The organism is Haloechinothrix salitolerans, assembly GCF_042662605.1.
Classification (GTDB): domain Bacteria; phylum Actinomycetota; class Actinomycetes; order Mycobacteriales; family Pseudonocardiaceae; genus Haloechinothrix_A; species Haloechinothrix_A salitolerans.
In genome coordinates this window covers 6,100,755-6,123,474 of record NZ_JBHSXX010000001.1, presented here as the reverse complement: position 1 = coordinate 6,123,474, position 22,720 = coordinate 6,100,755, and the positions used below count along the sequence as shown (strand labels likewise).

21 protein-coding genes and 2 pseudogenes are annotated in these 22,720 nt (G+C 68.2%); 16 read left to right on the top strand and 7 right to left on the bottom strand.

Going from position 1 to position 22,720, the window contains the following annotated elements:
* Positions 1-12 precede the first annotated feature (12 nt).
* Together ACFQGD_RS29275 and ACFQGD_RS29270 are read right to left on the bottom strand one after the other, a co-directional pair.
* The gene (locus tag ACFQGD_RS29275; protein WP_345404427.1) at positions 13-1,044 is read right to left on the bottom strand and encodes a PA containing protein; all 1,032 of its coding nucleotides are present in this window, start codon (positions 1,042-1,044) and stop codon (positions 13-15) included.
* 225 nt (positions 1,045-1,269) lie between these two features.
* A complete protein-coding gene (locus tag ACFQGD_RS29270) occupies positions 1,270-2,508 on the bottom strand; it encodes a primosomal protein (protein ID WP_345404362.1) in 1,239 nt (412 codons plus the stop codon).
* Between the two features lie 189 nt (positions 2,509-2,697).
* Here ACFQGD_RS29270 and ACFQGD_RS29265 point away from each other — a divergent pair, with 189 nt between their 5' ends.
* From ACFQGD_RS29265 to ACFQGD_RS29250, 4 genes are all read left to right on the top strand, one after another.
* A complete protein-coding gene (locus ACFQGD_RS29265; protein WP_345404365.1) occupies positions 2,698-5,232 on the top strand; it encodes a DEAD/DEAH box helicase in 2,535 nt (844 codons plus the stop codon).
* Positions 5,233-5,374: 142 nt separating this feature from the next.
* On the top strand, positions 5,375-6,784 hold the full coding sequence (locus tag ACFQGD_RS29260) for an alanine/glycine:cation symporter family protein (protein WP_345404368.1): 1,410 nt from the start codon (positions 5,375-5,377) through the stop codon (positions 6,782-6,784).
* Between the two features lie 68 nt (positions 6,785-6,852).
* Positions 6,853-7,548: an LppX_LprAFG lipoprotein gene (locus tag ACFQGD_RS29255; protein WP_345404370.1), complete on the top strand. Its 696-nt coding sequence runs from the start codon at positions 6,853-6,855 to the stop codon at positions 7,546-7,548.
* The gene (locus ACFQGD_RS29250) at positions 7,545-9,092 is read left to right on the top strand and encodes an MFS transporter (RefSeq protein ID WP_345404373.1); all 1,548 of its coding nucleotides are present in this window, start codon (positions 7,545-7,547) and stop codon (positions 9,090-9,092) included. The genes ACFQGD_RS29255 and ACFQGD_RS29250 overlap by 4 nt, the downstream gene beginning before the upstream one ends.
* Positions 9,093-9,108: 16 nt before the next feature.
* On the opposite strand, the gene ACFQGD_RS29245 is transcribed toward ACFQGD_RS29250, so the two are convergent.
* The 4 genes and pseudogenes from ACFQGD_RS29245 to upp all read right to left on the bottom strand — a co-directional run bounded on the left by ACFQGD_RS29245 (position 9,109) and on the right by upp (position 10,444).
* Complete coding sequence (locus ACFQGD_RS29245; protein ID WP_345404376.1) at positions 9,109-9,516, bottom strand: type II toxin-antitoxin system VapC family toxin; 408 nt, start codon at positions 9,514-9,516, stop codon at positions 9,109-9,111.
* Positions 9,501-9,638: a hypothetical protein gene (locus ACFQGD_RS29240; protein WP_345404379.1), complete on the bottom strand. Its 138-nt coding sequence runs from the start codon at positions 9,636-9,638 to the stop codon at positions 9,501-9,503. The genes ACFQGD_RS29245 and ACFQGD_RS29240 overlap by 16 nt, the downstream gene beginning before the upstream one ends.
* 37 nt (positions 9,639-9,675) lie before the next feature.
* Positions 9,676-9,780, bottom strand: a pseudogene (locus ACFQGD_RS29235) (FitA-like ribbon-helix-helix domain-containing protein); the annotation flags it as partial.
* A 40-nt stretch (positions 9,781-9,820) separates the two neighbouring features.
* On the bottom strand, positions 9,821-10,444 hold the full coding sequence (gene upp, locus ACFQGD_RS29230) for a uracil phosphoribosyltransferase (protein ID WP_345404382.1): 624 nt from the start codon (positions 10,442-10,444) through the stop codon (positions 9,821-9,823).
* Positions 10,445-10,518: 74 nt separating this feature from the next.
* Here upp and ACFQGD_RS29225 point away from each other — a divergent pair, with 74 nt between their 5' ends.
* The 3 genes from ACFQGD_RS29225 to ACFQGD_RS29215 are packed head-to-tail and all read left to right on the top strand — an operon-like array spanning position 10,519 to position 12,421.
* Positions 10,519-10,860, top strand: a complete 342-nt coding sequence (locus tag ACFQGD_RS29225; RefSeq protein ID WP_345404385.1) for a hypothetical protein — start codon at positions 10,519-10,521, stop codon at positions 10,858-10,860.
* 12 nt (positions 10,861-10,872) lie between these two features.
* On the top strand, positions 10,873-11,721 hold the full coding sequence (locus ACFQGD_RS29220; RefSeq protein WP_345404430.1) for a cation:proton antiporter domain-containing protein: 849 nt from the start codon (positions 10,873-10,875) through the stop codon (positions 11,719-11,721).
* 34 nt (positions 11,722-11,755) lie between these two features.
* Positions 11,756-12,421 carry a DUF1707 SHOCT-like domain-containing protein gene (locus tag ACFQGD_RS29215; RefSeq protein WP_345404388.1) on the top strand — a complete coding sequence of 222 codons (666 nt, stop codon included), beginning with the start codon at positions 11,756-11,758 and terminating at the stop codon, positions 12,419-12,421.
* Between the two features lie 19 nt (positions 12,422-12,440).
* On the opposite strand, the gene ACFQGD_RS29210 is transcribed toward ACFQGD_RS29215, so the two are convergent.
* Positions 12,441-13,151: a FadR/GntR family transcriptional regulator gene (locus ACFQGD_RS29210; RefSeq protein ID WP_345404391.1), complete on the bottom strand. Its 711-nt coding sequence runs from the start codon at positions 13,149-13,151 to the stop codon at positions 12,441-12,443.
* A gap of 134 nt (positions 13,152-13,285) precedes the next feature.
* Between ACFQGD_RS29210 and ACFQGD_RS29205 the strand changes: the two genes are divergently transcribed.
* From ACFQGD_RS29205 to ACFQGD_RS29165, 9 genes and pseudogenes are all read left to right on the top strand, one after another.
* Complete coding sequence (locus ACFQGD_RS29205) at positions 13,286-13,843, top strand: gluconokinase (RefSeq protein WP_345404394.1); 558 nt, start codon at positions 13,286-13,288, stop codon at positions 13,841-13,843.
* A gap of 2 nt (positions 13,844-13,845) precedes the next feature.
* Positions 13,846-15,234 (top strand): GntP family permease, encoded by a 1,389-nt coding sequence (locus tag ACFQGD_RS29200; RefSeq protein WP_345404397.1) that lies wholly within the window; start codon positions 13,846-13,848, stop codon positions 15,232-15,234.
* Positions 15,235-15,280: 46 nt separating this feature from the next.
* Positions 15,281-16,139, top strand: a pseudogene (locus ACFQGD_RS29195) (IS5 family transposase).
* 394 nt (positions 16,140-16,533) lie between these two features.
* Positions 16,534-17,493 (top strand): deoxyribose-phosphate aldolase, encoded by a 960-nt coding sequence (gene deoC, locus ACFQGD_RS29190; protein WP_345400053.1) that lies wholly within the window; start codon positions 16,534-16,536, stop codon positions 17,491-17,493.
* A 43-nt stretch (positions 17,494-17,536) separates the two neighbouring features.
* On the top strand, positions 17,537-18,988 hold the full coding sequence (locus ACFQGD_RS29185) for an aldehyde dehydrogenase family protein (RefSeq protein WP_345400056.1): 1,452 nt from the start codon (positions 17,537-17,539) through the stop codon (positions 18,986-18,988).
* The gene (locus ACFQGD_RS29180) at positions 18,975-19,847 is read left to right on the top strand and encodes an aldehyde dehydrogenase family protein (protein ID WP_345400059.1); all 873 of its coding nucleotides are present in this window, start codon (positions 18,975-18,977) and stop codon (positions 19,845-19,847) included. The genes ACFQGD_RS29185 and ACFQGD_RS29180 overlap by 14 nt, the downstream gene beginning before the upstream one ends.
* A gap of 37 nt (positions 19,848-19,884) precedes the next feature.
* On the top strand, positions 19,885-21,483 hold the full coding sequence (locus ACFQGD_RS29175) for a LuxR C-terminal-related transcriptional regulator (RefSeq protein WP_345400062.1): 1,599 nt from the start codon (positions 19,885-19,887) through the stop codon (positions 21,481-21,483).
* Positions 21,484-21,586: 103 nt separating this feature from the next.
* Complete coding sequence (locus ACFQGD_RS29170) at positions 21,587-21,961, top strand: cupin domain-containing protein (protein WP_345400065.1); 375 nt, start codon at positions 21,587-21,589, stop codon at positions 21,959-21,961.
* Positions 21,962-21,975: 14 nt separating this feature from the next.
* On the top strand, positions 21,976-22,593 hold the full coding sequence (locus ACFQGD_RS29165; RefSeq protein WP_345400068.1) for a class I SAM-dependent methyltransferase: 618 nt from the start codon (positions 21,976-21,978) through the stop codon (positions 22,591-22,593).
* The last annotated feature ends 127 nt before the right edge of the window (positions 22,594-22,720 follow it).

Sequence of the window (22,720 nt, the reverse complement as noted above, 5' to 3'; positions counted from 1 at the left end):
GGCCGGACGTCGTCAGTCGCCTGAGACGTCTGCGGTGTCTTCCTTTTTGGTGCCGTTGCGGGCCCGGTTGTTGCTGCGGGTGCGACGCGGCTGGCGCGGTGGCGGCGTTGGCTGCGTCACCTGCTGCGGACCACCACCGAGCATCAGCTCGGCGAACGTCGCCATCGCCTCATCGAGCTGACCGCCGATGCGGCGCTCGGACTCCTCGTTGCTCTTGCGCACGATCGAGTTAACCGCGTCGGAGTCCGGCCGGTCGCCGAGGATGCCCTCGACACCGGCGATGCGGGCCTTGACGACGCCGTCGAGGTCGCCGAAGCGCGTCGACATGCCTTCCTCGACCTTGTTGATGCGCGACTCCAGCTCTTCAAGGCTGACGCCGAGCATCTCGACCTTATCGGTGATCGAGCTGAGCGTCTCGGACGCGTCGAGCTTCGTCGTGGCATCGCGGAGCTGCTCGCGCAGCGTTTCTTGCGCCGAGGCGAGCTGGTCGCGGTAGGCGGCCTCGGACTCGGTCGCCCGCTGCTTGGCGTCGGCCTCGAGTGCGTCGATGCGCTCGCGCAGCGCGGCTTCGGCGGTGTCGACGCGCTCCCGGACGGGGCCGTGCACCGCGCTTGGGACGCTTTCCAGTCTGCTGTCCTGCTTGTCGAGGTGCATCTCGAGCTCGTCGAGCCTGCGGTGGATGTTCTGCAGCTTGTCCTCGAGGCCGTCCATGCGGCCCGCGACGCCTTCGAACTTGCCAGCGACGCCGTCGAGTCGTCCGCCGAGCTCGGCGAACGGCTTGGCGAGCTTGTCGACGATGCCGTCGACGGCCCGCGCGATCGCCGCCATCGCCTTGTCCTGGGCTTCCAGGCGGGACATGGTTTCGTCGATGCGCTCGGCGAGCACGCCGACCTCGGTGCGGTCTGGCAGCTCGGAGAGGCGCTTGCGCACGGCGCCGAGCGACTCGACGGGCGACAACCTCGCGTAGATGTCATCGAGGGCGTCGAAGACCTGCTGCTGTTCGCTCTCCCGGACTTCGGCCGCACGCACGAGCATGTTCCGCATGCGGTCGAAAGACGGGGCAATGGAGTTTTCAGTCACGGCATTGACCTTCGTCGGCACGGTTTGGGGTGAGGAGTGTGTGAGAGCTTAGCCATAGTCTAGTGGCGGCCTGTGGCACCCCCAGGTGTGTCGCGCATCCCCAGGTCAGCCGTTCGGCCCAATGACGAGGGGTGGCGAAGCTGAACCTGCACCTGAGGGTGAGGTCGGTATGGGCCGAAGCCGTGAAGATCAGTGGACCCGGAACCGGTCTTCCAAGTCGTTGACCAGCTTCTGCCACGCCGCGACCTCTTCGTCGAACGGCGGGCTGGGCTCAAGGCGGTTCAGGTCCGGCTTGAGCACGAACGACGCCAACCAGCCAAGCCGCTCCGACTCGGCGAGCGCCTCGGCGACACTGTCGTCGCCCGCCCAGTCGGCCGCGTCGGTCAGCAACTCGACGGCGAGGTCGAGTTGGTTCGGGTCGATGGCCTCTGGTCCGTCCGCGATGTCGTCGTCCAGCCCGGCGAGCACGTAGGTGTTGACGTCGGTGACCTCGATGTCCAGGTCGGCGGTGGTCGCATGCGTGACGACGTCCTGCCAGGTTGGCATCTCGGCGAGGTCGTTGTCGCCGAGCTCACCGGGGTCGGCGAGCTGGCGCGCCAACGCGCGAGCCGAGGTGAAGACGTCGATCCTGCCGTTCGAGCCAAGGAAGTACGGATCGTCGTCCAGGTAGCAGCGCAGGGTGAAGTACTCGTCGTTGGTGGTGATGATCTTGATGGGGTCGATGCCTACCTCACCCCAGAAGCCGGCGGGCTCCTCGTCCTCGATGTCGTCGCCGCCAGCGCGGGTGCCTTCCTTGTCGACCCCCGCCTCGGACTCGGCCGACTCCTCGTGGAACGCGGCCAGCTCCTCGGCGGTCTCGTCGAGGGTGGCCTTGTCGATCTCGGGCACGGTGATCAAGTCGTCGATGGCGTCCAGCACGGTGTCCCACTTGTCAGAGACCGCCGCCGTCAGGTCGTCCCACAGCTTGGCGCCCTCGCGGCCGGTGAACGGCAGCCTGCCCTGGTGCAGCAGCGAGAAGCCTTCGTGCGCGTCGAGGACCTCGTGCACCTCGTCCAGCTCGCAGACGTCGGCCAACGAGCGCACGATGCCGATGATCTCGGCGAGCTCGCCGATGGTCCAGGAGTCCGGCTCTTCCGCGACCAGCTCCGGGACGCCAACCAGGTCGTAGGAGTGGTCGTCGTCCGGGATCAGCTCGGGTACGTTGAGCGCGGGCACGATGTTCCACGACGGGTGGTCGATGAGGTCGTGCTGGTCCGCCGTACGGACGTAGGCCGCGAGGTGCGCCGCGTCGGGGAACGCGAACAGGTCCTCCTCGTCGCCGAGAAAGGCCTCCCACTCCTCGCCGTCCTCTCGCCACCGGGGTGCCCACAGGGTGACGAGATCGCCTTGGGGCAGCCCGAGTTCGATCGGGATGATGTCGGTTGCCACTGCATCCTCCGCTGAACAGCCATACGACCTGTACACGTATTGGGTTAACGCGCACGCGCAGCCTACGGGTTTCCCGGTCGGAGGGCGATGCCGGTGTCGGCAAAACGTGAGCGTCTGGTCCGCGATAGGCACCGATCGTGGTAGGAGTGCCGCTCGAATGGCCCTACCCGAATGGCACCCTTAGTGCTGATGACTGCTTCCCGAACCTCCGCCGCGGCCACGTTGCGTGATGCCTTGCCGGGCGAGAACGACCCCGATGCCCTGTTCGAAGCCTTCTCGACCTGGGCCACCGACCGGGGGTTCGACCTGTACCCCGCGCAGGAGGAAGCGCTCATCGAGATCGTCTCCGGCGCGAACGTTATTTTGTCGACGCCGACTGGCTCCGGCAAGAGCCTTGTCGCGATGGGGGCGCATTTCGCCGCGCTGGCGGACGGTAGGCGCTCGTACTACACCGCGCCGATCAAGGCGCTGGTGTCAGAGAAGTTCTTTTCGCTGATCGAGGTGTTCGGCACCGAGTCGGTTGGCATGATGACCGGCGACTCCGCCGTCAACCCTGACGCGCCTATCATCTGCTGCACGGCGGAGATCCTGGCCAACATCGCGCTGCGGCAGGGCAGGGAAGCGGACGTCGGCCAGGTCGTCATGGACGAGTTCCACTTCTACGCCGAGCCGGATCGTGGCTGGGCGTGGCAGGTGCCGCTGCTTGAGCTGCCGGACGCGCAGTTCGTGCTGATGTCGGCGACGCTGGGCGACGTCTCCTTCTTCGAGAAGGACCTCACCCGGCGCACCGGCAGGTCGACGGCGGTGGTGACGTCGGCGGAGCGCCCGGTACCGCTGACGTATCGATACGCCATGACGCCGCTGCACGAAACCATCGAGGAACTACTGCACGGCGGTCAGGCCCCGATCTACGTCGTGCACTTCGCGCAGGCCGCCGCCGTCGAGCGAGCGCAGTCGATGACGAGCATCAACGTCTGCAGCAAGGCGGAGAAGGCCGCGATCGCGGAGGCGATCGGTGACTTCCGGTTCACCAAGGGCTTCGGCAAGACGTTGTCGCGGTTGGTGCGTCATGGCATCGGCGTCCATCACGCCGGGATGTTGCCGAAGTATCGACGTCTTGTGGAGCAGCTGGCGCAGGCTGGGCTGCTCAAGGTGATCTGTGGGACGGACACCCTCGGTGTTGGCATCAACGTGCCGATCCGCACCGTGGTGCTGACCGCGCTGACGAAGTTTGACGGCACCCGGCAGCGGCACCTCAAGGCGCGCGAGTTTCACCAGATCGCGGGACGTGCGGGCCGCGCCGGCTATGACACCGACGGCTACGTCGTCGTGCAGGCCCCTGAGCACGTCGTGGAGAACGCGAAGGCGCTGGCCAAGGCGGGCGACGATCCGAAGAAGAAGCGCAAGATCGTGCGCAAGAAGGCCCCGGAGGGCTTCGTCAACTGGACAGAGTCGACGTACGAGCGGCTCATCGAGTCGCCGCCGGAGCCGCTGGTGTCCAGCTTCGCGGTCAGTCACTCGATGTTGCTCAACGTCATCGGCCGCCCCGGTAACGCGTATGACGCCATGCGCAGGCTGCTTGAGGACAACCACGAGCCTCGCGACCGGCAGCGCAAGCACATCCTGCGCGCCATCGCGATCTACCGGGCGCTGCGCACCGCGGGCGTGGTGGAGGAGCTGTCCGAGCCGGACGAGTTCGGCAGGACGGTGCGGCTGACCGTCGACCTGCAGTTCGACTTCGCTCTGAACCAGCCGCTCTCACCGTTCGCGCTGGCCGCTATCGAGCTGCTCGACCCCGAGTCGCCGTCGTATGCGCTCGACGTCGTCTCGATCATCGAGTCCACCGTGGACGATCCGCGCCCCGTGCTGTCGCAGCAGCAGTTCCTCGCGCGCGGCGAGGCGGTCTCGGCGATGAAAGCCGAGGGCATGGAATACGAGGAACGGATGGAGGCGCTTGAGGACGTCACCTATCCGAAGCCGCTCGAAGAGATGATCGAAGCGGCGTTCGAGACGTACCGGCAAGGGCACCCATGGGTGGTCGACACCTGGCCGTCTCCGAAGTCCGTCGTGCGCGACATGTACGAGCGCGCGATGAACTTCGTCGAGTACATCGGCTACTACCGCATCGCTCGGTCGGAGGGTCTGGTGCTGCGATACCTGACTGACGTCTACGACTCGCTGCGACACACCGTTCCCGACGAGGCCAAGACCGAACCGCTGCTTGACCTGATCGAGTGGCTAGGCGAACTGGTGCGGCAGGTGGACTCCAGCCTGCTCGACGAATGGGAGGCGCTGCGGCACCCCGACGAAGAAGAGGTGCCGACGTCCCGGCCCGAACTGCACGCGCCGCGTCCGGTCACCGGCAACGAGCGGGCATTCCGCGTGCTGGTGCGCAACGAGCTGTTCCGCCGCGTCGAGCTGGCCGCGCGGGAGGACTACGAGACGTTGGGCGAGCTGGACGGCGATAACGGCTGGGACGCCGATGCCTGGGCGGACGCGCTGGACGACTACTTCGCCGAGTACGACGAGATCGGCACCGGCCAGGACGCACGCGGCCCCGCGCTGTTCCGCATCGAGGCCGACACCGACGTCTGGCGGGTGCGCCAGGTGCTCAGCGACCCGGAGGGTAACCACGATTGGGCGATCTCGGCGGAGGTGGACCTGGCGGCGTCCGATGAGGCAGGCAGTGCCGTCGTCCGCGTTCTCCACGTCGGTGAACTCTGACCGAGCGGGTCGTACCAGCCGTCGGCACCCTCGAATGTGGACATTCGGTCACACTTCGTCAGTAGCCCTGTCGCCAGCGGTAGGAAAGGTCTAATGTGCTGGTCGATTGTCACCCTCCGACGACACGGGGAGGAGCTCGGCGATGGAGTGGCTCGACACCGCACTTGGGGAGATATCGAGTTTCATCTGGGGTCCGTGGCTACTGATCCCGCTGCTGTTGCTTACCGGCCTGTATCTGACGATCGTGCTGCGGGGACTGCAGTTCCGCAGGTTCGGGCACGCCTTCTGGCTGGCGCTGATCAAGCGCAAGGAAGTGGATGCGGAAGGCGACATCAGCCACTACCAGGCGCTCACCGTCGCGCTGGCGGCGACCATCGGTGTCGGCAACATCGCCGGTGTGGGAACCGCTATCGCGCTTGGTGGACCGGGTGCGCTGTTCTGGATGTGGATTACCGGCCTCGTCGGCATGGCCACCAAGTACTCCGAGGCCTTCCTGGGAGTGAAGTTCCGCCGGGTTGACGCCAAAGGCGAACAGAGCGGCGGCCCGATGTTCTACCTCAGCGAGGGAATCAGGAACAACTTCGGCAAAGTTCTCGGGATCTCGTTCGCCGTCTTCGGCGCCGTCGCGGCGTTCGGCATCGGCAACATGGTGCAGGCCAACAGCGTCGCGGACGCCGTCAATACCGAGTGGGGGATCCCGTTCTGGTTAAGCGGGCTGATCCTTATGTTCGCCGCGGCGGCGGTCATCCTGGGCGGTATCAAGAGCATTGGGCGGTTCACCGCCGCGTTCGTTCCGTTCATGGCGATCATTTACGTGCTCGGCGCGACGGTTGTGCTGCTGCTCAACATCACTGAGCTCCCCTCCGCGCTGGCCACCGTCTTCAGCGACGCGTTCACCGGTACGGCGGCGACTGGTGGCTTCGTCGGTGTCGGCTTCCTTGCCGCGCTGCGCTGGGGTGTGGCACGGGGGATCTTCTCCAACGAGTCGGGTCTCGGCACCGGCGGCATCGCGGCAGCCGCGGCTCAGACCACTCACCCGGTCCGGCAGGCACTGGTGTCGATGACGCAGACATTCCTCGACACCCTTGTCGTTGTCAGTTTCACCGGCCTGACGATCGTGGTTACGGGCGCATGGACGCAGCTCGACACCGCTGGTGAGGCGCTGACCGGCGCACCGCTGACCCAGGCGGCGTTCGACTCGGGCCTGCCAGGTGAGTGGGGCGGGCTGATCGTCTCGATCGGCGTCGTGTTCTTCGCGTTCTCCACCCTGCTCGGCTGGGCCTACTACGGGGAACGGTGTATGGACCGGCTCTTCGGACGGGGCCTGGTGACGCCCTACCGGGTCGTCTTCGTCGTCGTCATCTTCATCGGGGCCGTCACGGAACTGAAAACGGTCTGGACCATCGCGGACATTCTCAACGGGCTCATGGCGCTGCCCAACCTCGTGGGACTGATCGTGCTCTCCGGCCTGATCGTGCGCGAGACCCGCGAGTTCTTCCGGCGCCCTGATTGGAAGGTCGCTGATGACTTCCTCCGCCCACGACGATCCTGATGTGATGAAGTCCTGGGTGCCGCGCGGCTGCGACGCCGCGCGGCACCGAAGACCCGTACGATGCGGACATGCTTCGATTCGTGACCGCCATGTTGGCGGCTGTCCTGGTCACGGCGGGTTGTACGTCCGATGAGTCCGGGCAGTCAGCGGACCTGCCCGCCGCGGCAGGCCTGCTCGACGCGGCCGCGCGATCGGCCGCGGAGATCACCAGCACCCACTTCGTCGTCGACATCAGTGGTGAGGTGCCCGGTATGGCCGTTGAGAGCATCGACGGTGACCTGACCACAGAAGGCAACGGCGTCGCCGCTAAGGGAATCGCGGTGATCACCGCGTTCGGGTCGGCCGCTGAGGCGAACTTCGTGCTCGTCGACGACGTCCTCTACCTCGACACCGGGGGCGGCACCTACCGCGAGATTCCAGCGGCGCAGGCGTCGCTGGTCTACGACTTCTCCGCCGTGCTCGATCCCGAGCGGGGCGTCGCCAAGCTGATCCGCAACCTCGCCGACCCCACGACCGTCGCCGAGGAAGACGTCAACGGCACCGCCACCTACAAGATCACCGGTACCGCCACCAAGGACGACATCGCGGGTCTCGTGCCTGGCGCGTCGAGCGACGTCGACGTCACCCTGTGGGTCAGCAAGGATGACGGCAATCAGCCGGTGAAAGCCGAGGCTGCCTTCCCAGGTGGCGGCGGTGAGGGCGGCACGGTGACCGTCACGCTGTCCCAGGTCAACGAGTCGGTCACGGTCGAACCGCCGCGGTGACATCTGACGCGACGCTGTCCCGAGGCGCGCGGCTCAGCGCGATCGGGGCTGGTGGGCTCGCCGTTCTGCTTGGGGCGCTCGACACCTACGTCGTGATCGCGCTGTTCCGGCAGATCATCGACGACTTGAGCATCCCGATCAACCGGTTGGAACGGCTCACGCCGATCGTCACCGGCTATCTGCTCGGCTACGTCGCCGCGATGCCGCTGCTCGGGCAGGCGTCCGACCGGTTCGGGCGCAAGCTGCTGTTGCAGACCTGCTTGTTCGGCTTCGCGGCTGGCTCCGCCGTCACCGCGCTGGCCAGCGACGTCGACGTGCTGGTCGCGGGCAGGGTGGTGCAGGGAGTCGCCAGCGGTGCGTTGTTGCCGGTGACGATGGCGCTGGCCGCCGACCTGTTCGCGCAGCGCCGCAGGGCCAGCGTGCTCGGCGGGGTTGGTGCGGCGCAGGAACTCGGCAGCGTGATCGGCCCGCTGTACGGTGTGCTGATCGCCGCCATCGCCGGGTGGCGCGGCGTGTTCTGGGTGAACGTGCCGCTCGCGGTGGCTGCCATGATCGCGGTGCACTTCGCGCTGCCGAGCAAGGGTGCGCATGGGCGTGGTCGCGTTGACGTCGTTGGCGGGCTGCTGCTCGCGGTGGCGCTCGGACTGGTCGTGATCGGCCTCTACAACCCGGAGCCGGGCAAGCAGGTGTTGCCGGAGAGCGGGCCGTGGTTGCTCGCCGGCGCGGCGGTCGCACTGGTGGCGTTCGTGGTGTGGGAGAAGCGCGCTCACACCACGCTGATCGACACCACTGGGGTGTGGCTGCGGCCGTTCTTCGCCGCGCTAGGTGTGAGCGCCACGGCGGGTGCCGGGCTGATGGTGACGCTGGTCGACGTCGATCTCTTCGCGCAGTCGCTGCTGGGTCGGGACGACGCGGGCGCGATCGAGCTGTTGTTGCGGTTTCTGATCGCGTTGCCGATCGGGGCGGTGCTCGGCGGGGGGTTGGCTGGGCGATTCGGGGAACGCTGGGTCGCCGTCGGCGGGATGTTGCTCGCGGCGGTCGGGTTCTGGCTGCTCTCGGCATGGCCAGCCGATCCGCTCGCCGCGCGGCACGACCTCGGCGTCGTCTCGCTGCCGGTGCTCGACACGGACCTGGCGATCGTCGGGCTCGGCCTTGGGCTCGTCATCGCGCCGATCTCGTCGGCGGTGTTGCGGGTGGTGCCAGCCGCACAGCACGGCATCGCGTCGGCGACCGTCGTCGTGGCGCGGATGACGGGGATGCTGGTCGGCGTCGCGGCGCTGTCGGCGTGGGGCCTGCACCGGTTCAACACGCTGATGGCCGAGGTGCCGCTGCCGATCACGTTCGGCATGTCAAAACGGGAAGCCGCGCGGGCCGAGGCGGAGTTCCGCCGTCAGGTCAACGAGGCGCTGCTGGTCCAGTACACCGAGATCTTCTTGATCACGGCGTTCGTTTGCCTCGCCGGTGCGGCGTTGGCGGTGCTCATCGGCGCGCGGACGGGGTCGCGCCTCACCGGCGAGGGCGCCGTGACGCGCGTGCGGCGGTGACGCTAACGAAACCCGCTCAGGCCACCAGCTCGACGCGGCAGTGTGCCGTCGCGGCACGGGCGAGTCGGGCATTGGACGTCGCCAGCGTGAGTCCGCGTTGCTCAGCCAGTGCGACGTAGGCCGCGTCGTAGCCGGAAATGCTCTCGCGCAGCCGCCACATTCGCGGCAGTAGATCATCAAGCGAGACGTGGTCCATGCCCAACCGGGGTAGCCGATCGAGCGCCCACGTTGCGCGCTCGGTGGTGATCTTGCCGCCGAGTGCGAGGCCGCGAATCGCGGAGAAGACCTCCGCCTTCCAGTGTTCAGGCGCCGCCCAACGGGTGTCCCTGCTCAGGACCGCTCGGGCCTTGCGACCGCGCTGATCGGTGTACGTCAGCATGTTCGTCAGCACCGAGGCGTCGACGACGATCACATCTCGTCGCAATCGTCGCTGCTCAGCATGGACGTCCGCCGCTCGCGTGCCTCGGCGATCAGGTCAGCCGCGTCGGGCGCGTCCTCGTCGGCACCGCCGTCGTCGGCTAACTCGCGGTCGATTTCGGCCAGCAACTCCCGGTTTGCGGCCGAACGACGCCTCCCGCTTCAGCACGTTTAGCAAGAACGCCTGCAGCGATTGCCCGCGTTCCCGCGCGTCCCGGGCCAGCGAGTCCTTGACGTCGTCTGGCACATCTCGAACCGTCAACACAGCCATGCATTTAATTGCAGTCACGGTGCAGTCAAAGTCAAGCGTGCTACCGAGCCCCGTACTGCCGATCCCCCGCGTCGCCCAGGCCTGGCAGGATGAACCCCACGTCGTTGAGGTTGTCGTCCACGGCGGCGGTCACCACACGCACCGGCAGCCCGGACTCTCGCAACCGGTCAAGGCCCTCCGGCGCGGCGAGCGCACACACGGCGGTGACGTCGGTGGCGCCGCGTTCGGCCAGCAGCCGGATCGTGTACTCCATCGATCCCCCAGTGGCCAGCATCGGGTCGAGGACGAATACCGGACGTCCGGTCAGGTCGGGCGGCAGCGACTGCATGTACGGCGTCGGCTGCAACGTCTCCTCGTCGCGGGCCAGCCCGACGAACCCCATCAACGCCTCCGGCACCAGCCGGTGCGCCTGGTCGGCCATGCCGAGCCCCGCGCGCAGCACCGGCACCAGCAGCGGCGGGTCCGCGAGCCGGTACGCCTCGGTGTCGGCCACCGGCGTGCTGATCGGTTCGGTGCGCAGGGGTGCCTCCCGCATCGCCTCGTACACCAGCATCGTCGTCAGCTCGTGCAGCGCATGCCGGAAGCTCGCGTTGTCCGTGCGGCTGTCGCGCATGATCGACAGCCGGGCCTTCGTGAGTGGGTGGTCGACGAGCAGGACGTCCATGGGGCTGACAGTATCGCGCAGGACACCGAAGTGGGGCCGTACCCTGACGGCCGGACAACACGGGGGAGTCGCGCATGGAACTGGTCTTCGTCTTCGGTCTGCTGCTGTTGCTGAGCGTGTCACTGTCCGGGCTCGCCGCGCGCACCGTGCTATCGACGTCGCTGCTGTTCTTGCTCGGCGGCGCGCTCCTCGGCAACGGCGGTTTCGGCGTCGTCGACATCGAGGCGCAGGACCCGGTCGTCGCGATCCTCGCCGACATCGCGCTGTTCACCGTGCTGATCACCGACGGCCAGCGCGCCAGCCTGCCCGCGCTCAAAGAAGGCTGGCGGCTGTCCGGACGCGCGCTCGGCCTCGCGATGCCGTTGACGATGCTGCTGATCACGCTCCCAGCGCACTTCCTCCTCGGCCTGGACTAGACGACGTCGTTCCTGGTCGGCGCGATCTTGGCGCCAACCGATCCGGTGTTCGCGGCCGCCATCGTCGGCAGGAAGGACGTCCCGCTGCGGGTGCGGCGCCTGCTCAACGTCGAGTCGGGGCTCAACGACGGTCTCGCGCTGCCGTTCGTGCTGATTTTCATCGCCATCGCGGAGCACACCGACGCGCACTGGACGCACATCGGCCTTGAGCTGGTCGGCGGGCTCGCGATCGGCATCGCGGTGCCCGCGCTGGTGGCGCTCGCGTGGCGGCTGAAGCTGCTCACGCTTGAGCCGAGGCTGCAACCGCTCGGCGGGTTCGCCATCGCGGTCGCCGTCTTCGGTCTGTGTCATCTCACCGAGTCGAACCAGTACCTCGCCGCGTTCGCCGCTGGGGCGACGCTTGCCACGCTGGACCGCCTCGCGGCGGAACGCTTCGAGCCGTTCGGCGAGCTGCTGTCCGAGGTGACGAAGTTCGGCGCGCTGCTACTGTTCGGCGCATTGATCACGCCGAACCTGCTGTCGCATCTGTCCGCGATGGAGTGGGTGCTCGCCGTGGTGATCATCGTCGTGGTGCGGCCGCTCGCGATGTGGCTGTCGCTGCTGCGCACCCAGCTTCCTGGAGCCGAGAAGTTTGTCGCGGCGTGGTTCGGGCCGAAGGGCTTCGCGTCGGTCGTGTACGGACTGCTGGTGCTGCAAGCCGACATCCCCAACGGTCAGCTCGTGTTCGAGCTGGTCGCGATCACCATCGCGCTGTCGATCGTGCTGCACTCGTCCACCGACGTCCCGATCGCGAAGCGGCTGCGGTTCGAGCCGCCGGACAACCTGCCGCGCGGCGGGCCGGAGCGTTCGGAGCAAACGTAGGCCCGTCGCCGGATTACCGCCCTGCGTGTCCGGTATGCGCGCTACGCTCAGGGCCGTGAGTCAGGACCAGCCAGACGAGGCGCGCCCGCCCGCGCTGCGCGCGTCGGACGCAGACAGGGAACGGGTCGCTGGCGTGCTGCACCGCGCGCTCAGCGAGGGCAGGATCACCATGACCGAGCTGGAGGAACGGCTCGGCGCGGTCTACGCGGCCAAGACGCACGCCGACCTCGTGCCGCTCACGTCCGACTTGCCGGAGTCGACCGGGGCGGCACCGGTGCCAGCGGCGCAGTCCGCTGTTGGGCATCCGCTTATCGGCGGCACGCCCGGTTCGACGTCGTCGATCGCTGTGATGTCAGGCGCGGCCCGCAGGGGCAACTGGTGCGTGCCCGCGCAGCACAACAGCTTCGCGTTCTGGGGCGGCGTCGACATCGACCTGCGGCAGGCGACGTTCGCCGAGCAGCACGTCACCATCACGGCGGTCGCGATAATGGGTGGCATCGACATCGTCGTGCCGGACGACATCCGAGTCGAGGTGACCGGTGTCGGCTTCATGGGCGGTTTCGACAGCACGGGCGACGCGCAGCCGAACCCTGACCCGAACGGGCCGGTCGTGACGGTCAACGGTCTCGCGTTCTGGGGCGGTGTCTCGGTCAAGCGCAAGCCCCGCACGCCGCCGCCGGACAAGCACCGCATGATCTGAGCGTGGCGGAAGGACGCGCCTACCGCGTCATGGCGTCGCGGACCTCCGCCAGCAGCTCCCGCATCGCGTCCTCGGCGTCCTCACGACGTCCATCGGCCACCGCCGCCGCGACGGCTTCGTGCAGGTCGAGCGCCTTGGCGACCGGCTTGTGCGGCATCAGCCCCAACGTCGTCCGCCCGCGCAGCACCACCGCCACGACCTCCGTCAACGCGGCGAACATCTCGTTGCCACCCGCCCGAAGCAGCAGCGCGTGGAACTCGATGTCCAGGTCGAGGAACTCTCTCAGCTCACCGGCTTCGCCGCGCTCGCGCATCGCGGCGGCCAGTGCCACGGCGCGTTCCCGCTCGGCGGCGGACGCCCCGCGCGCGGCAGCGGCGGCGGCCAGCGGCTCGACGGCGATCCGCAGCTCGGTGAGCGACCGCAACTGCGCGTCGCGGTCCGGGCCGGATAGCCGCCACCAGATCACCTTCGGGTCGTACACCTGCCAGGACGTCATCGGCCGCACCGTGATGCCGACCCGCCGCTTCGACGTCACCAGTCCGCGTGACTCAAGCAGCCGCATCGTCTCGCGCGCGACGGTGCGGGACACACCGTAGTGCTCCTGGATCGCCTCCAGCGTCAGCACGTCACCCGCGGCTAGCTCTCCGCTGGTGATGCGGATGCCGATCGCGTCGAGTACGGAGTCGTGAAGCGCGCCCTGGCCTGCGATGCGTTCTGCTCGGGGGGTCACGTCCGCAGCGTATCCCGAGTCGCGGGCCTTCCCCCGTCACACATTAGGTGATACCTTTCACGCTCAAAGGTAGTATCACTGGACGGCAGCGGGCAGTGTTTGGCTCGGATCGCCGGGATGCGGGAAGGGTGTGGATGTCCGATCACTCACGGGCGACCTGCGTGGTCGTGATGGGGGTCTCCGGCGTCGGTAAGAGCACGACGGCCCAGCTCATCGCGGACGAGCTGGGTTGGCCGCTCGCCGAGGCGGACGACTTTCATCCCCCCGCCAACATCGACAAGATGTCGGCGGGGCTGCCGCTGACCGACGCCGACCGCGCGCCATGGCTGCGCGCGATTCGGGACTGGATCAGCGAACGCAGCGCGGCGGGGGTGAGCGTGGTCGTGACGTGCTCCGCGCTGAAGCGGTCCTACCGTGACGTGCTGCGGGAAGCGGACGCGCGAGTGCGATTCGTCTTTCTGCGCACGACCGAACACGTGGTCCGGGACCGGCTGAGCAAACGATCCGGTCACTTCATGCCGACCACCCTGCTCAGCTCCCAGTTCGCAGACCTGCAACCGCTCGCGCCCGATGAGGACGGTGTCGCGATCGATCCGGCGGATTCGCCGCGGTCGGTCGCGGCGACCGCGCTCGACCGGCTAGGCCTGTCCGCGTCGTCCGGCCCGCGTCAGGCAACAAGCAACGGAGCTTAACCATGGAGACTACGGACGACTGGGTACAGACACTCGGTGCGGGGCCGCTGCTCGGCATCGCGGCGGGCGCGATCGCGCTGCTGCTGGTGCTGATCATCGGCCTGCGGGTGCACGCGTTCCTCGCGCTGGTCACGGTCAGCCTGCTCACCGCGTTCGCCGCGGGCATTCCGCCCGCCGACATCATCGACACCCTCAACGAGGGCTTCGGCTCAACGCTGGGCAGTGTGGCGCTGCTGGTCGGCCTCGGGGTGATGCTCGGCAGGCTGGTCGAGGTCAGCGGTGGTGCGCAGGCGCTCACGGACGCGCTCGTCGGCAAGTTCGGTGAGGAACGCGCGCCGCTCGCGCTCGGCGTCGCCTCGCTGATCTTCGGCTTCCCGATCTTCTTCGACGCGGGTCTCGTCGTAATGCTGCCGATCCTGTTCACCGTCGCCCGCCGTGTCGGCGGCGGTGTGCTGCGATACGGCCTCCCGGTCGCCGGTGCGTTCTCGGTGATGCACATCTTCGTGCCGCCGCACCCCGGCCCGGTCGCCGCTGGTGAGCTCCTCGGCGCCGATATCGGTCTGGTGCTGCTGCTCGGTTTGATCGTCGCGATCCCGACCTGGTACGTCACCAGCTACCTGTTCGGTCTCTGGGCTGGCAAGCGCTGGGTGCTTCCGGTGCACGACATCCTCGCCGGCGGCCAGCAGGCCGAGCACGACGAACACCCACCGCGGGCGGCCACCGTCGTCTGGCTGCTGCTGCTCCCGCTGGTGCTGATCTTCCTCAACACCGGCCTCGACGCGCTGCGTGCCGCTGGCGTGGTTGACGGCGACGCCACTTGGTACAACGTGGCGCGCACCATCGGCTCGACTCCGATCGCGCTGTTGATCACCGTCTTCGTCGCGATCTACGTACTCGGCAAGCGGCGCGGCAGGGGCAGCGCCGTCATCGAGAAGCTGCTCGACTCCGCACTCGGGCCGGTCTGCGCGATCATCCTCGTCACCGGCGCCGGTGGCATGTTCGGTGGCGTGCTCCAGGCCAGCGGCATTGGGGACGCGCTCGCCGACAGTCTTGAGGGCATCGGCCTGCCGGTGGTCGTCGCCGGGTTCGTCATCGCCACCGCGCTGCGGATCGCGCAGGGGTCCGCGACCGTCGCGCTGATCACCTCGGCCGGGCTGGTGCAGCCGGTCGTCGCGAGCGGTGACTACAACGCGGTGCAGCTCGCCGCGATCGTGCTCGCGCTCTCGGCAGGCTCGGTGATGGCCAGCCACGTCAATGACTCCGGCTTCTGGCTGGTCGGCCGCTTCTTCGGCATGGATGTCAAGACGACGCTGAAGACGTGGACCGTGCTGGAGACCCTGATTGGTCTGATGGGCTTCGGCATCGCCGCTCTCGTCTACGCCATCGCCTAGGGCGTGTCTCCCGAATATCGGCCGGTGGTTCGCTGATGATCGGTGAATGATCAGAACTGGTGTGATCACGGACGAGTTGTGGGAGTCGATCGAGCCGGTGTTGCCGTCTGATGTTGGGCGGCGTGGTGCGCGCTGGCGTGATCACCGTCAGGTGCTGGAAGCGATCGCGTGGCGCTTTCGCACCGGATCGCCGTGGCGTGATGTGCCCGCTGAGTTCGGCCCCTGGCAGACCTTGTGGAAGCGGCATCGCCGCTGGTCAAGCGACGGCACGTACGAGCGGATCTTCGAGCATGTGCTGTCCGACCACGCCGATACGGGCAAGCTGGACTGGTTGCTGTCGGTGGACTCCACCGTCGTGCGGGCGCACCAGCATGCCGCCGGCGCGCCCTCCGCGGACCACACAGGGGGCCAGGTCGAATGACAAGATTTCCGAGCCGGACGACCACGCGATCGGTCGTTCGCGCGGCGGATTGACCACCAAGGTCCACGCCCTGGTCACCTCCGGTGTCCGCCCGGTGGCCATGCTGCTGTCCGCCGGGCAAGCCGGGGACAATCCGCGCCTGGCGCCGTTGCTCGAGGCCCTGGCCGCGACCGGGCACCGGCCGGATCGCCTGCTGGCGGACAAGGCCTACTCACACCCGTCGACTCGCCGCGAACTGCGGCGGCGACGCCTCCGGCACACCATCCCCGAGCGCTCCGACCAGGCCAAACGCCGTAAGGACAAGGGGTCCGCCGGTGGTCGGCCACCGGGTTTCGACCCCGAGCTCTACAAGCAGCGCAACACCGTCGAGCGCGGTTTCGGCCGGTTCAAGCAGTGGCGCGGAATCGCGACCCGCTACGACAAGTACGCGCGGACCTACTTCGGCGGCGTACTCCTCGCCGCCACCGTCATGCTCGCCCGATGAATCGGGAGACACGCTCTAGGTCCGGGGCCGTGCGTCGGCTCCGGCTCGGCGCTAGCGGCGCGCCGCGAGTCTCACCTTACGGGCCGCGAGTCGCACCTTACGGCGAAGTCGATCAGCTTGCCCTGGGCTAGCACCACCAGAAGCGGTCAAAACGGGCGCGCGATGGTCATGGCCCAGGGCAAGCTGATCAACTTCGCAAGGCGCTGTCGCGGGTCGCACCGAGACGCCGCGAGGTGCACCCGGTGTTGGTCGCGTTTGCGAGCCCACGGTGGCCTTGGGTACTCAGGCGGTGCCCAAGGCCACCTTCGGCCCCAACCCCAGCATCAGATCCGGCGCCGTGAACTCCGGGGGTGAACCAGCCCGCCGCACGGGATCAACCGCCTAGACTGCCCTTATGTCCGTAGCGCTAGCCGAGCGGCTCGACGACGCCACCCGCGACGCATCGAGCCTGCGACGGTTCCTTGACGGCCTACCCGGCGTCGACCAGGTGGGCCTGGAACAACGGGCGGCGACCCTCGCCACCCGCAGCATCAAACAGGACGCCAAACGCTGGGCGATCGACACCGCCATCAGCATGGTCGACCTGACCACTCTCGAAGGTGCCGACACCAGGGGTGCGGTGCGATCGCTGTGTGCCAAGGCCGTACGGCCGGACCCGCAGCGCCCCGACACGCCGAGTGTCGCCGCCGTCTGTGTCTATCCCGACCTCGCCGCCACCGCGGTCGATGCGTTGGCAGGCACGGGCGTCGCGGTCGCCAGTGTGGCCACCGCGTTCCCGTCCGGGCGCTCCAACCGCGAGGTCAAGCTCGCCGACACCGCGCTCGCCGTCGACTCCGGCGCGACCGAAGTCGACATGGTGATCGACCGGGGCGCGTTCCTCGAAGGCCGCTACGGTGACGTCTTCGACGAGATCGTCGCGGTCAAAGCAGCATGTGCGGCAGCACAAGGCACTGTGCATCTCAAGGTCATCCTGGAGACCGGCGAGCTCGCGACGTACGACAACGTGCGCAAGGCGTCCTGGCTCGCGCTGCTCGCGGGTGGCGACGTCATCAAGACGTCGACCGGCAAGGTCTCACCCGCCGCGACGCTGCCGGTCGCGCACGTCATGCTGCAAGCCGTGCGGGACTTCCACGAGGCGACTGGCGATGTGCGCGGTGTCAAGGTGGCGGGCGGCATCCGCACCACGAAGGACGCGATCCGCTACCTGGTCGCGGTGAACGAGGTCGCGGGGGAGCGATGGCTGACGCCAGCGCTGTTCCGATTTGGAGCTTCCAGTTTGCTCAACGACCTACTGCTACAACGACGGGCCAAACAGGACGGCCACTACAGTGGCGCGAACTACCTGCCCGAGTAAGGGGACGACATGATCCGACCACAGTGGACATCGAGGCGCTGACATGCCCGTGTTCGACTACGCGCCCGCGCCGGAAAACCGTGACATCGCGCGGGTAAAGCAGTACTACCAGCCGTTCATCGGCGGCGGTTTCGTCGACGGCGGTGGCGAGCCACTCAAGACGCTCAACCCGGCCACCGGTGAAGTTCTCGCCGAAGTGTCCACAGTGTCGTCGCCCGATGTCGATAGCGCGGTGGGCGCCGCGCGGAAGGCGTTCGAGCGGGTCTGGTCGCCGATGTCCGGGTCGGAACGCGCGAAGTACATCTTCCGCATCGCGCGGCTGATCCAGGAGCGCGCCCGTGAGCTCGCCGTGCTGGAAAGCCTGGACAACGGCAAGCCGATCAGGGAATCCCGCGACGCCGACATCCCAACGGCGGCGGCGCACTTCTTCTATCACGCGGGGTGGGCGGACAAGCTCGACTACGCGGGGCTCGGGCCAAATCCGCGACCCCTCGGCGTCGCGGGGCAGGTCATTCCGTGGAACTTCCCGCTGCTGATGCTGGCGTGGAAGATCGCGCCCGCGCTGGCAACCGGCAACACCGTCGTGCTGAAACCGGCGGAGACGACGCCGCTGACCGCGCTGGTATTCGCCGAGATCTGCCAGCAGGCGGAGCTGCCGCCCGGAGTTGTCAACATCGTGCCCGGCGCGGGTGACGTCGGCGAGATGCTGGTGACGCACCCCGGCATCGACAAGGTCGCGTTCACCGGATCGACCGAGGTCGGCAAGCTGATCCAGCGCCAGCTCGCAGGCACGCGCACCCGGCTCACGCTGGAGCTGGGCGGCAAGGCGGCGAACATCGTGTTCGACGACGCGCCGATCGACCAGGCGATCGAGGGCATCGTCAATGGCATCTTCTTTAACCAGGGCCACGTCTGCTGTGCGGGTTCGCGGCTGCTGGTGCAGGAGTCGGTGGCGGACGAGGTCGTGGCGAAACTGCGCGCGCGAGTGGAGACACTGCGGCTCGGTGACCCGCTGGACAAGAACACCGACATCGGCGCGATCAACTCGGCCGAGCAGCTGGCCAAGATCCGCGAACTGGTCGCGTCCGGCGAGGATGAGGGCGCGCAGCGCTGGACCAGCCCGTGCCCGGTGCCCGAGAAGGGCTTCTTCTTCGCGCCGACGGTGTTCTCCGGCGTCGAGTCGTCCATGCGGATCGCGCGGGAGGAGATCTTCGGCCCGGTGCTCTCGGTACAGACGTTCCGCACGCCCGACGAAGCCGTGACCAAGGCGAACACCACGCCGTATGGGCTGTCGGCCGGAGTGTGGACGGAGAAGGGCTCCCGCATCCTGTGGCTGACCAGCAAACTCCGCGCCGGGGTGGTGTGGGCGAACACGTTCAACCGGTTCGACCCATCCGCTCCGTTTGGTGGGTACAAGGAGTCCGGCTTCGGCCGCGAGGGTGGCCGGTCCGGTCTGGCGGCGTACCTGAAGGGGGACGACGATGGCGAGGTCTGAGCGAATCGGCGTGGCCAAGACGTACAAGCTCTACATCGGCGGGCGGTTCCCGCGCTCGGAGTCGGGGCGCTCGTATCCGGTGACGTCGGAAGGCGGCGCGTTTCTGGCCAACGCGTCCCAAGCGTCCCGCAAGGACCTGCGTGACGCGGTGGTCGCCGCGCGGTCGGCGTTCGGCGGTTGGTCGGGCGCGACCGCGTACAACCGGGGCCAGGTGCTGTACCGGGTCGCCGAGGTCATGGAGGGCAGGCGGGAGCAGTTCATCGCCGAGGTGCGTGACGCCGAGGGCGTGAAACCCCGCACCGCCGAGTCCCTTGTGGACACCGCGATCGACAGGTGGGTGTGGTACGCGGGCTGGACGGACAAGCTCGCCGCCGTGCTCGGCGGGACGAACCCGGTGGCGGGGCCGTACTTCTCGTTCACCGTGCCGGAGCCGACCGGCGTCGTCGGAGTGCTCGCGCCACAGCGGTCGTCGTTGCTCGGGCTGGTCAGCGTGCTCGCCCCGGTGTTGGCGACCGGCTGCACCGCCGTCGTCGTCAGCAGCGACGCCCGGCCGTTGCCCGCGATCACGCTCGCGGAGGTGCTGGCGACGTCGGACGTCCCTGGTGGCGTGGTGAACCTGCTGACCGGGCAGGCGGTGGAGCTGGGGCCGTGGCTGGCCTCGCACGCCGACGTCAACGCGCTGGACCTCACCGGCGCCGACCCTGAGCACCGCACGGAGCTGGCGCGATCCGCCGCCGACACGGTCAAGCGCGTGCTGCGGGTGCCGGAGGACGAGCCGGACTGGACGTCGTCCCCCACCATCGGTCGGATGCGCGCATATCTGGAGGACAAGACGGTCTGGCATCCGATGGGCGTCTGACCTGGCCGGAGCCGCCGCCAGCGGCAACACTGGTGCTGTGTTCAGTGAGCTTTCGCGCGGCAGGGAGGCCTTCGACCGGGGCGAGTGGTCGGATGCCTACGCCTTGCTGAGCGCCGCCGAACCGCTGGCCACACCGGACGTGGAACGCCTCGCGCAGGCCGCCGTCCTCGTCGGCAGGGACCGCGAGAGCACGGATCTGTGGACGCGGGCGTACCGGGAGTGGGTGGCGCGGGGCGATATCGCACGCGCCGTCCGCGCTGTCTTCTGGCTGACGTTCGGGCTGCTGAACCGAGGCGAGCAGGTACTGGCGGGTGGGTGGATCGACACCGCGCGACGTCTTCTCGCCGACGTCGACCCGGAGCAGGTCGAACACGGTTTGATGAGCTACCTGAACGGACTGCGCCACACGTTCTCGGGCGATGCGGCAGCCGGTGCCGCGGCGTTCGCGACGGCCTCAGACATCGGCGAGAAGGCGGGCGACGTTGAACTGACGACGTTGGCGCGGATCGGTCTCGGCCGGTGCCGGATCTACCAGTCGCAGATCGCGGGCGGACTGGCGCTGCTCGATGAGGCGATGGTCGCGGTGACCGCCGGTGGGCTGTCCCCCGTGCTGGTCGGCGACGCGTACTGCACCGTGATCGAGGGCTGCTGGGAGGTCTTCGAGCTGCGCCGTTCCCAGACGTGGACCGAAGCGCTCAGCCGATGGTGTGACAGTCAGCCGACGATGGTGCCGTATCGCGGCCAGTGCCAGGTACATCGCGCCGAGATCCTGCGCTTGCGCGGTCAGTGGGACGAAGCCATGGCCGAGGCCGAGCGGGCCTGCGCGTGGCTCACCGAGCGACGCGGCGAACCAGCTGCGGGAGCGGCTTTCTACGAGAAGGCGGAGCTACATCGCCTGCGCGGCGAGGTCAGCGAGGCGGAGTCGGCGTACCGCGAGGCGAGCCGGTGGGGGAGCGAACCGCAGCCTGGCCTGGCGCGACTTCGGCTTACCCAGGGACGTCTCGACGTCGCGGTCGCAGCCATCCGTCGGGCGCTGGCCGAGACGGATGAGCCGGTATCCCGGTCCAGATTGTTGCCCGCCTGCGTGGACATCATGCTCGCGGCGGACGATGTCGCGGTCGCGCGGGAGGCATGCGAGGAGTTGGCAGACATCGCGGGGACGTTCCGTAGCGACATGCTGACCGCCGTCACCGCATCGGCGGAAGGCGCCGTCACCTTGGCGGATGGGGATGCCCAGGCGGCGTTGGGGCCGTTGCGGCGGGCGGCGCAACTCTGGCAGGACCTCGACGTCCCGTACGAGCGCGCCAGGGTGCGCGTGCTGCTCGGGCGCGCGTGCGGCGCGTTGGGCGACAGCGATGCGGCGGAGTTCGAGCGCACCGCCGCACAAGACGTCTTCACCCGGCTCGGTGCGACATCGGACCTGGCGCCGCTTGGAGACGCCCGCGGTCTGACGCCGCGTGAACGCGAGGTGCTGCGGCTGCTCTCGACCGGCGAGACCAACAAGGCCATCGCAGCCAAGCTCGTGCTGAGTGAACGAACGATCGACCGGCACGTCAGCAACATCCTTGCCAAACTTGGCGTGCAGAGCCGCGCGGCGGCGACGGCGTACGCCTACGAGCACGGACTCGTTGGGTAGAACCACCCAGTTCACCGGCAAACGAAGTTGGGTGGTTGGACCGAAGACTTGGCCGTCGTCCACGTCTAGCGTCCTTGACATCACCTGGACGAAGGAGGACGCCATGCCACACGTGTCGCGTTCCACCGCAGCGGAGTCCGTATCGCTCGACGGTCTCGACGTGAAGTACGAAGCCCTCGACGGCGGGTACACGGTCTGCTTCGAGTCACACTCCGCCGACGCCGACCTCGCGGAAGTGTTCCGCGGCCTGCCCGACGATCGGTGCCACTTCCCGCGTTGGGGTTACGTCGTCAGCGGCAAGGTCGGTTTCCGGTTCCCCGACCGCGAAGAGACGTATACGGCGGGCGACGCCTACTACGTGCCACCGGGCCACACCCCGGTGCACTACGCGGGAGCGGAGATCGTGGAGTTCAGCCCGACCGACCTGCTCGGCGAGGCCATGGGTGTCGTCATGCGCAACGTCGGCGTCGACGCGTAAGGGAGGCGGACGTCGTGAGCGTGTTCTATCAACTCGCGTACCGGATAGGTTTCCATCCGTGGGAAGACCTCGCCGAGCACCCGCCGTTCGCCACGAAGCTCGCTGAGCTGCTGGATCGCGAGGAAAGCGGGCATGAACCGCCCTACGGGAAGGCCCTCGACGTCGGCACCGGCAGTGGCGTGTGGGGCGCGTGGCTGGCGCGGCGCGGCTGGGACGTCACCGCCATCGACGTCGTCGAGCCCGCGTTGCGCCGCGCCCGTGAGCGGGTTGAGCAGACGGGGGTCGCCATGCGCATCATGAAGGCCGACGTCACGGCGCTGAGCGAGCGCGAAGTCGGTGACGGCTTCCGGCTGATCCTCGACACCGGAACGTTCCACGGGCTCGACCGCGTCGAGCGCGCCGCGATGGGCCGGGCGGTAAGCGCCGTGGCCAGCCCCGATGCGACCGTGCTGCTGGACGTCTTCGCGCCTGGCCGTCGCGGTCCGCTGCCGAGGGGCGCCACCCGCGCGGAGGTCGAGGCCGCGTTCCCCGGGTGGAAGGTGACGGACGTCGAAGTCGCGGACACCGAGCCAGACGCCCTCGCGCGGAAGCTTAGGTTCGACGAGCACTGGTACCGCCTGCGCCGCGAGTGACAGCCAGACGCCGCGGCGGGCGGATCACCGGGCCGTCCGAGAAGTTGATCGCACCTACTCGCGTTGTGGTGCGAATATGTCTAGTTGGCTCGGTTTCGCGCACCACAACGCGAGTAGATGTGATCAA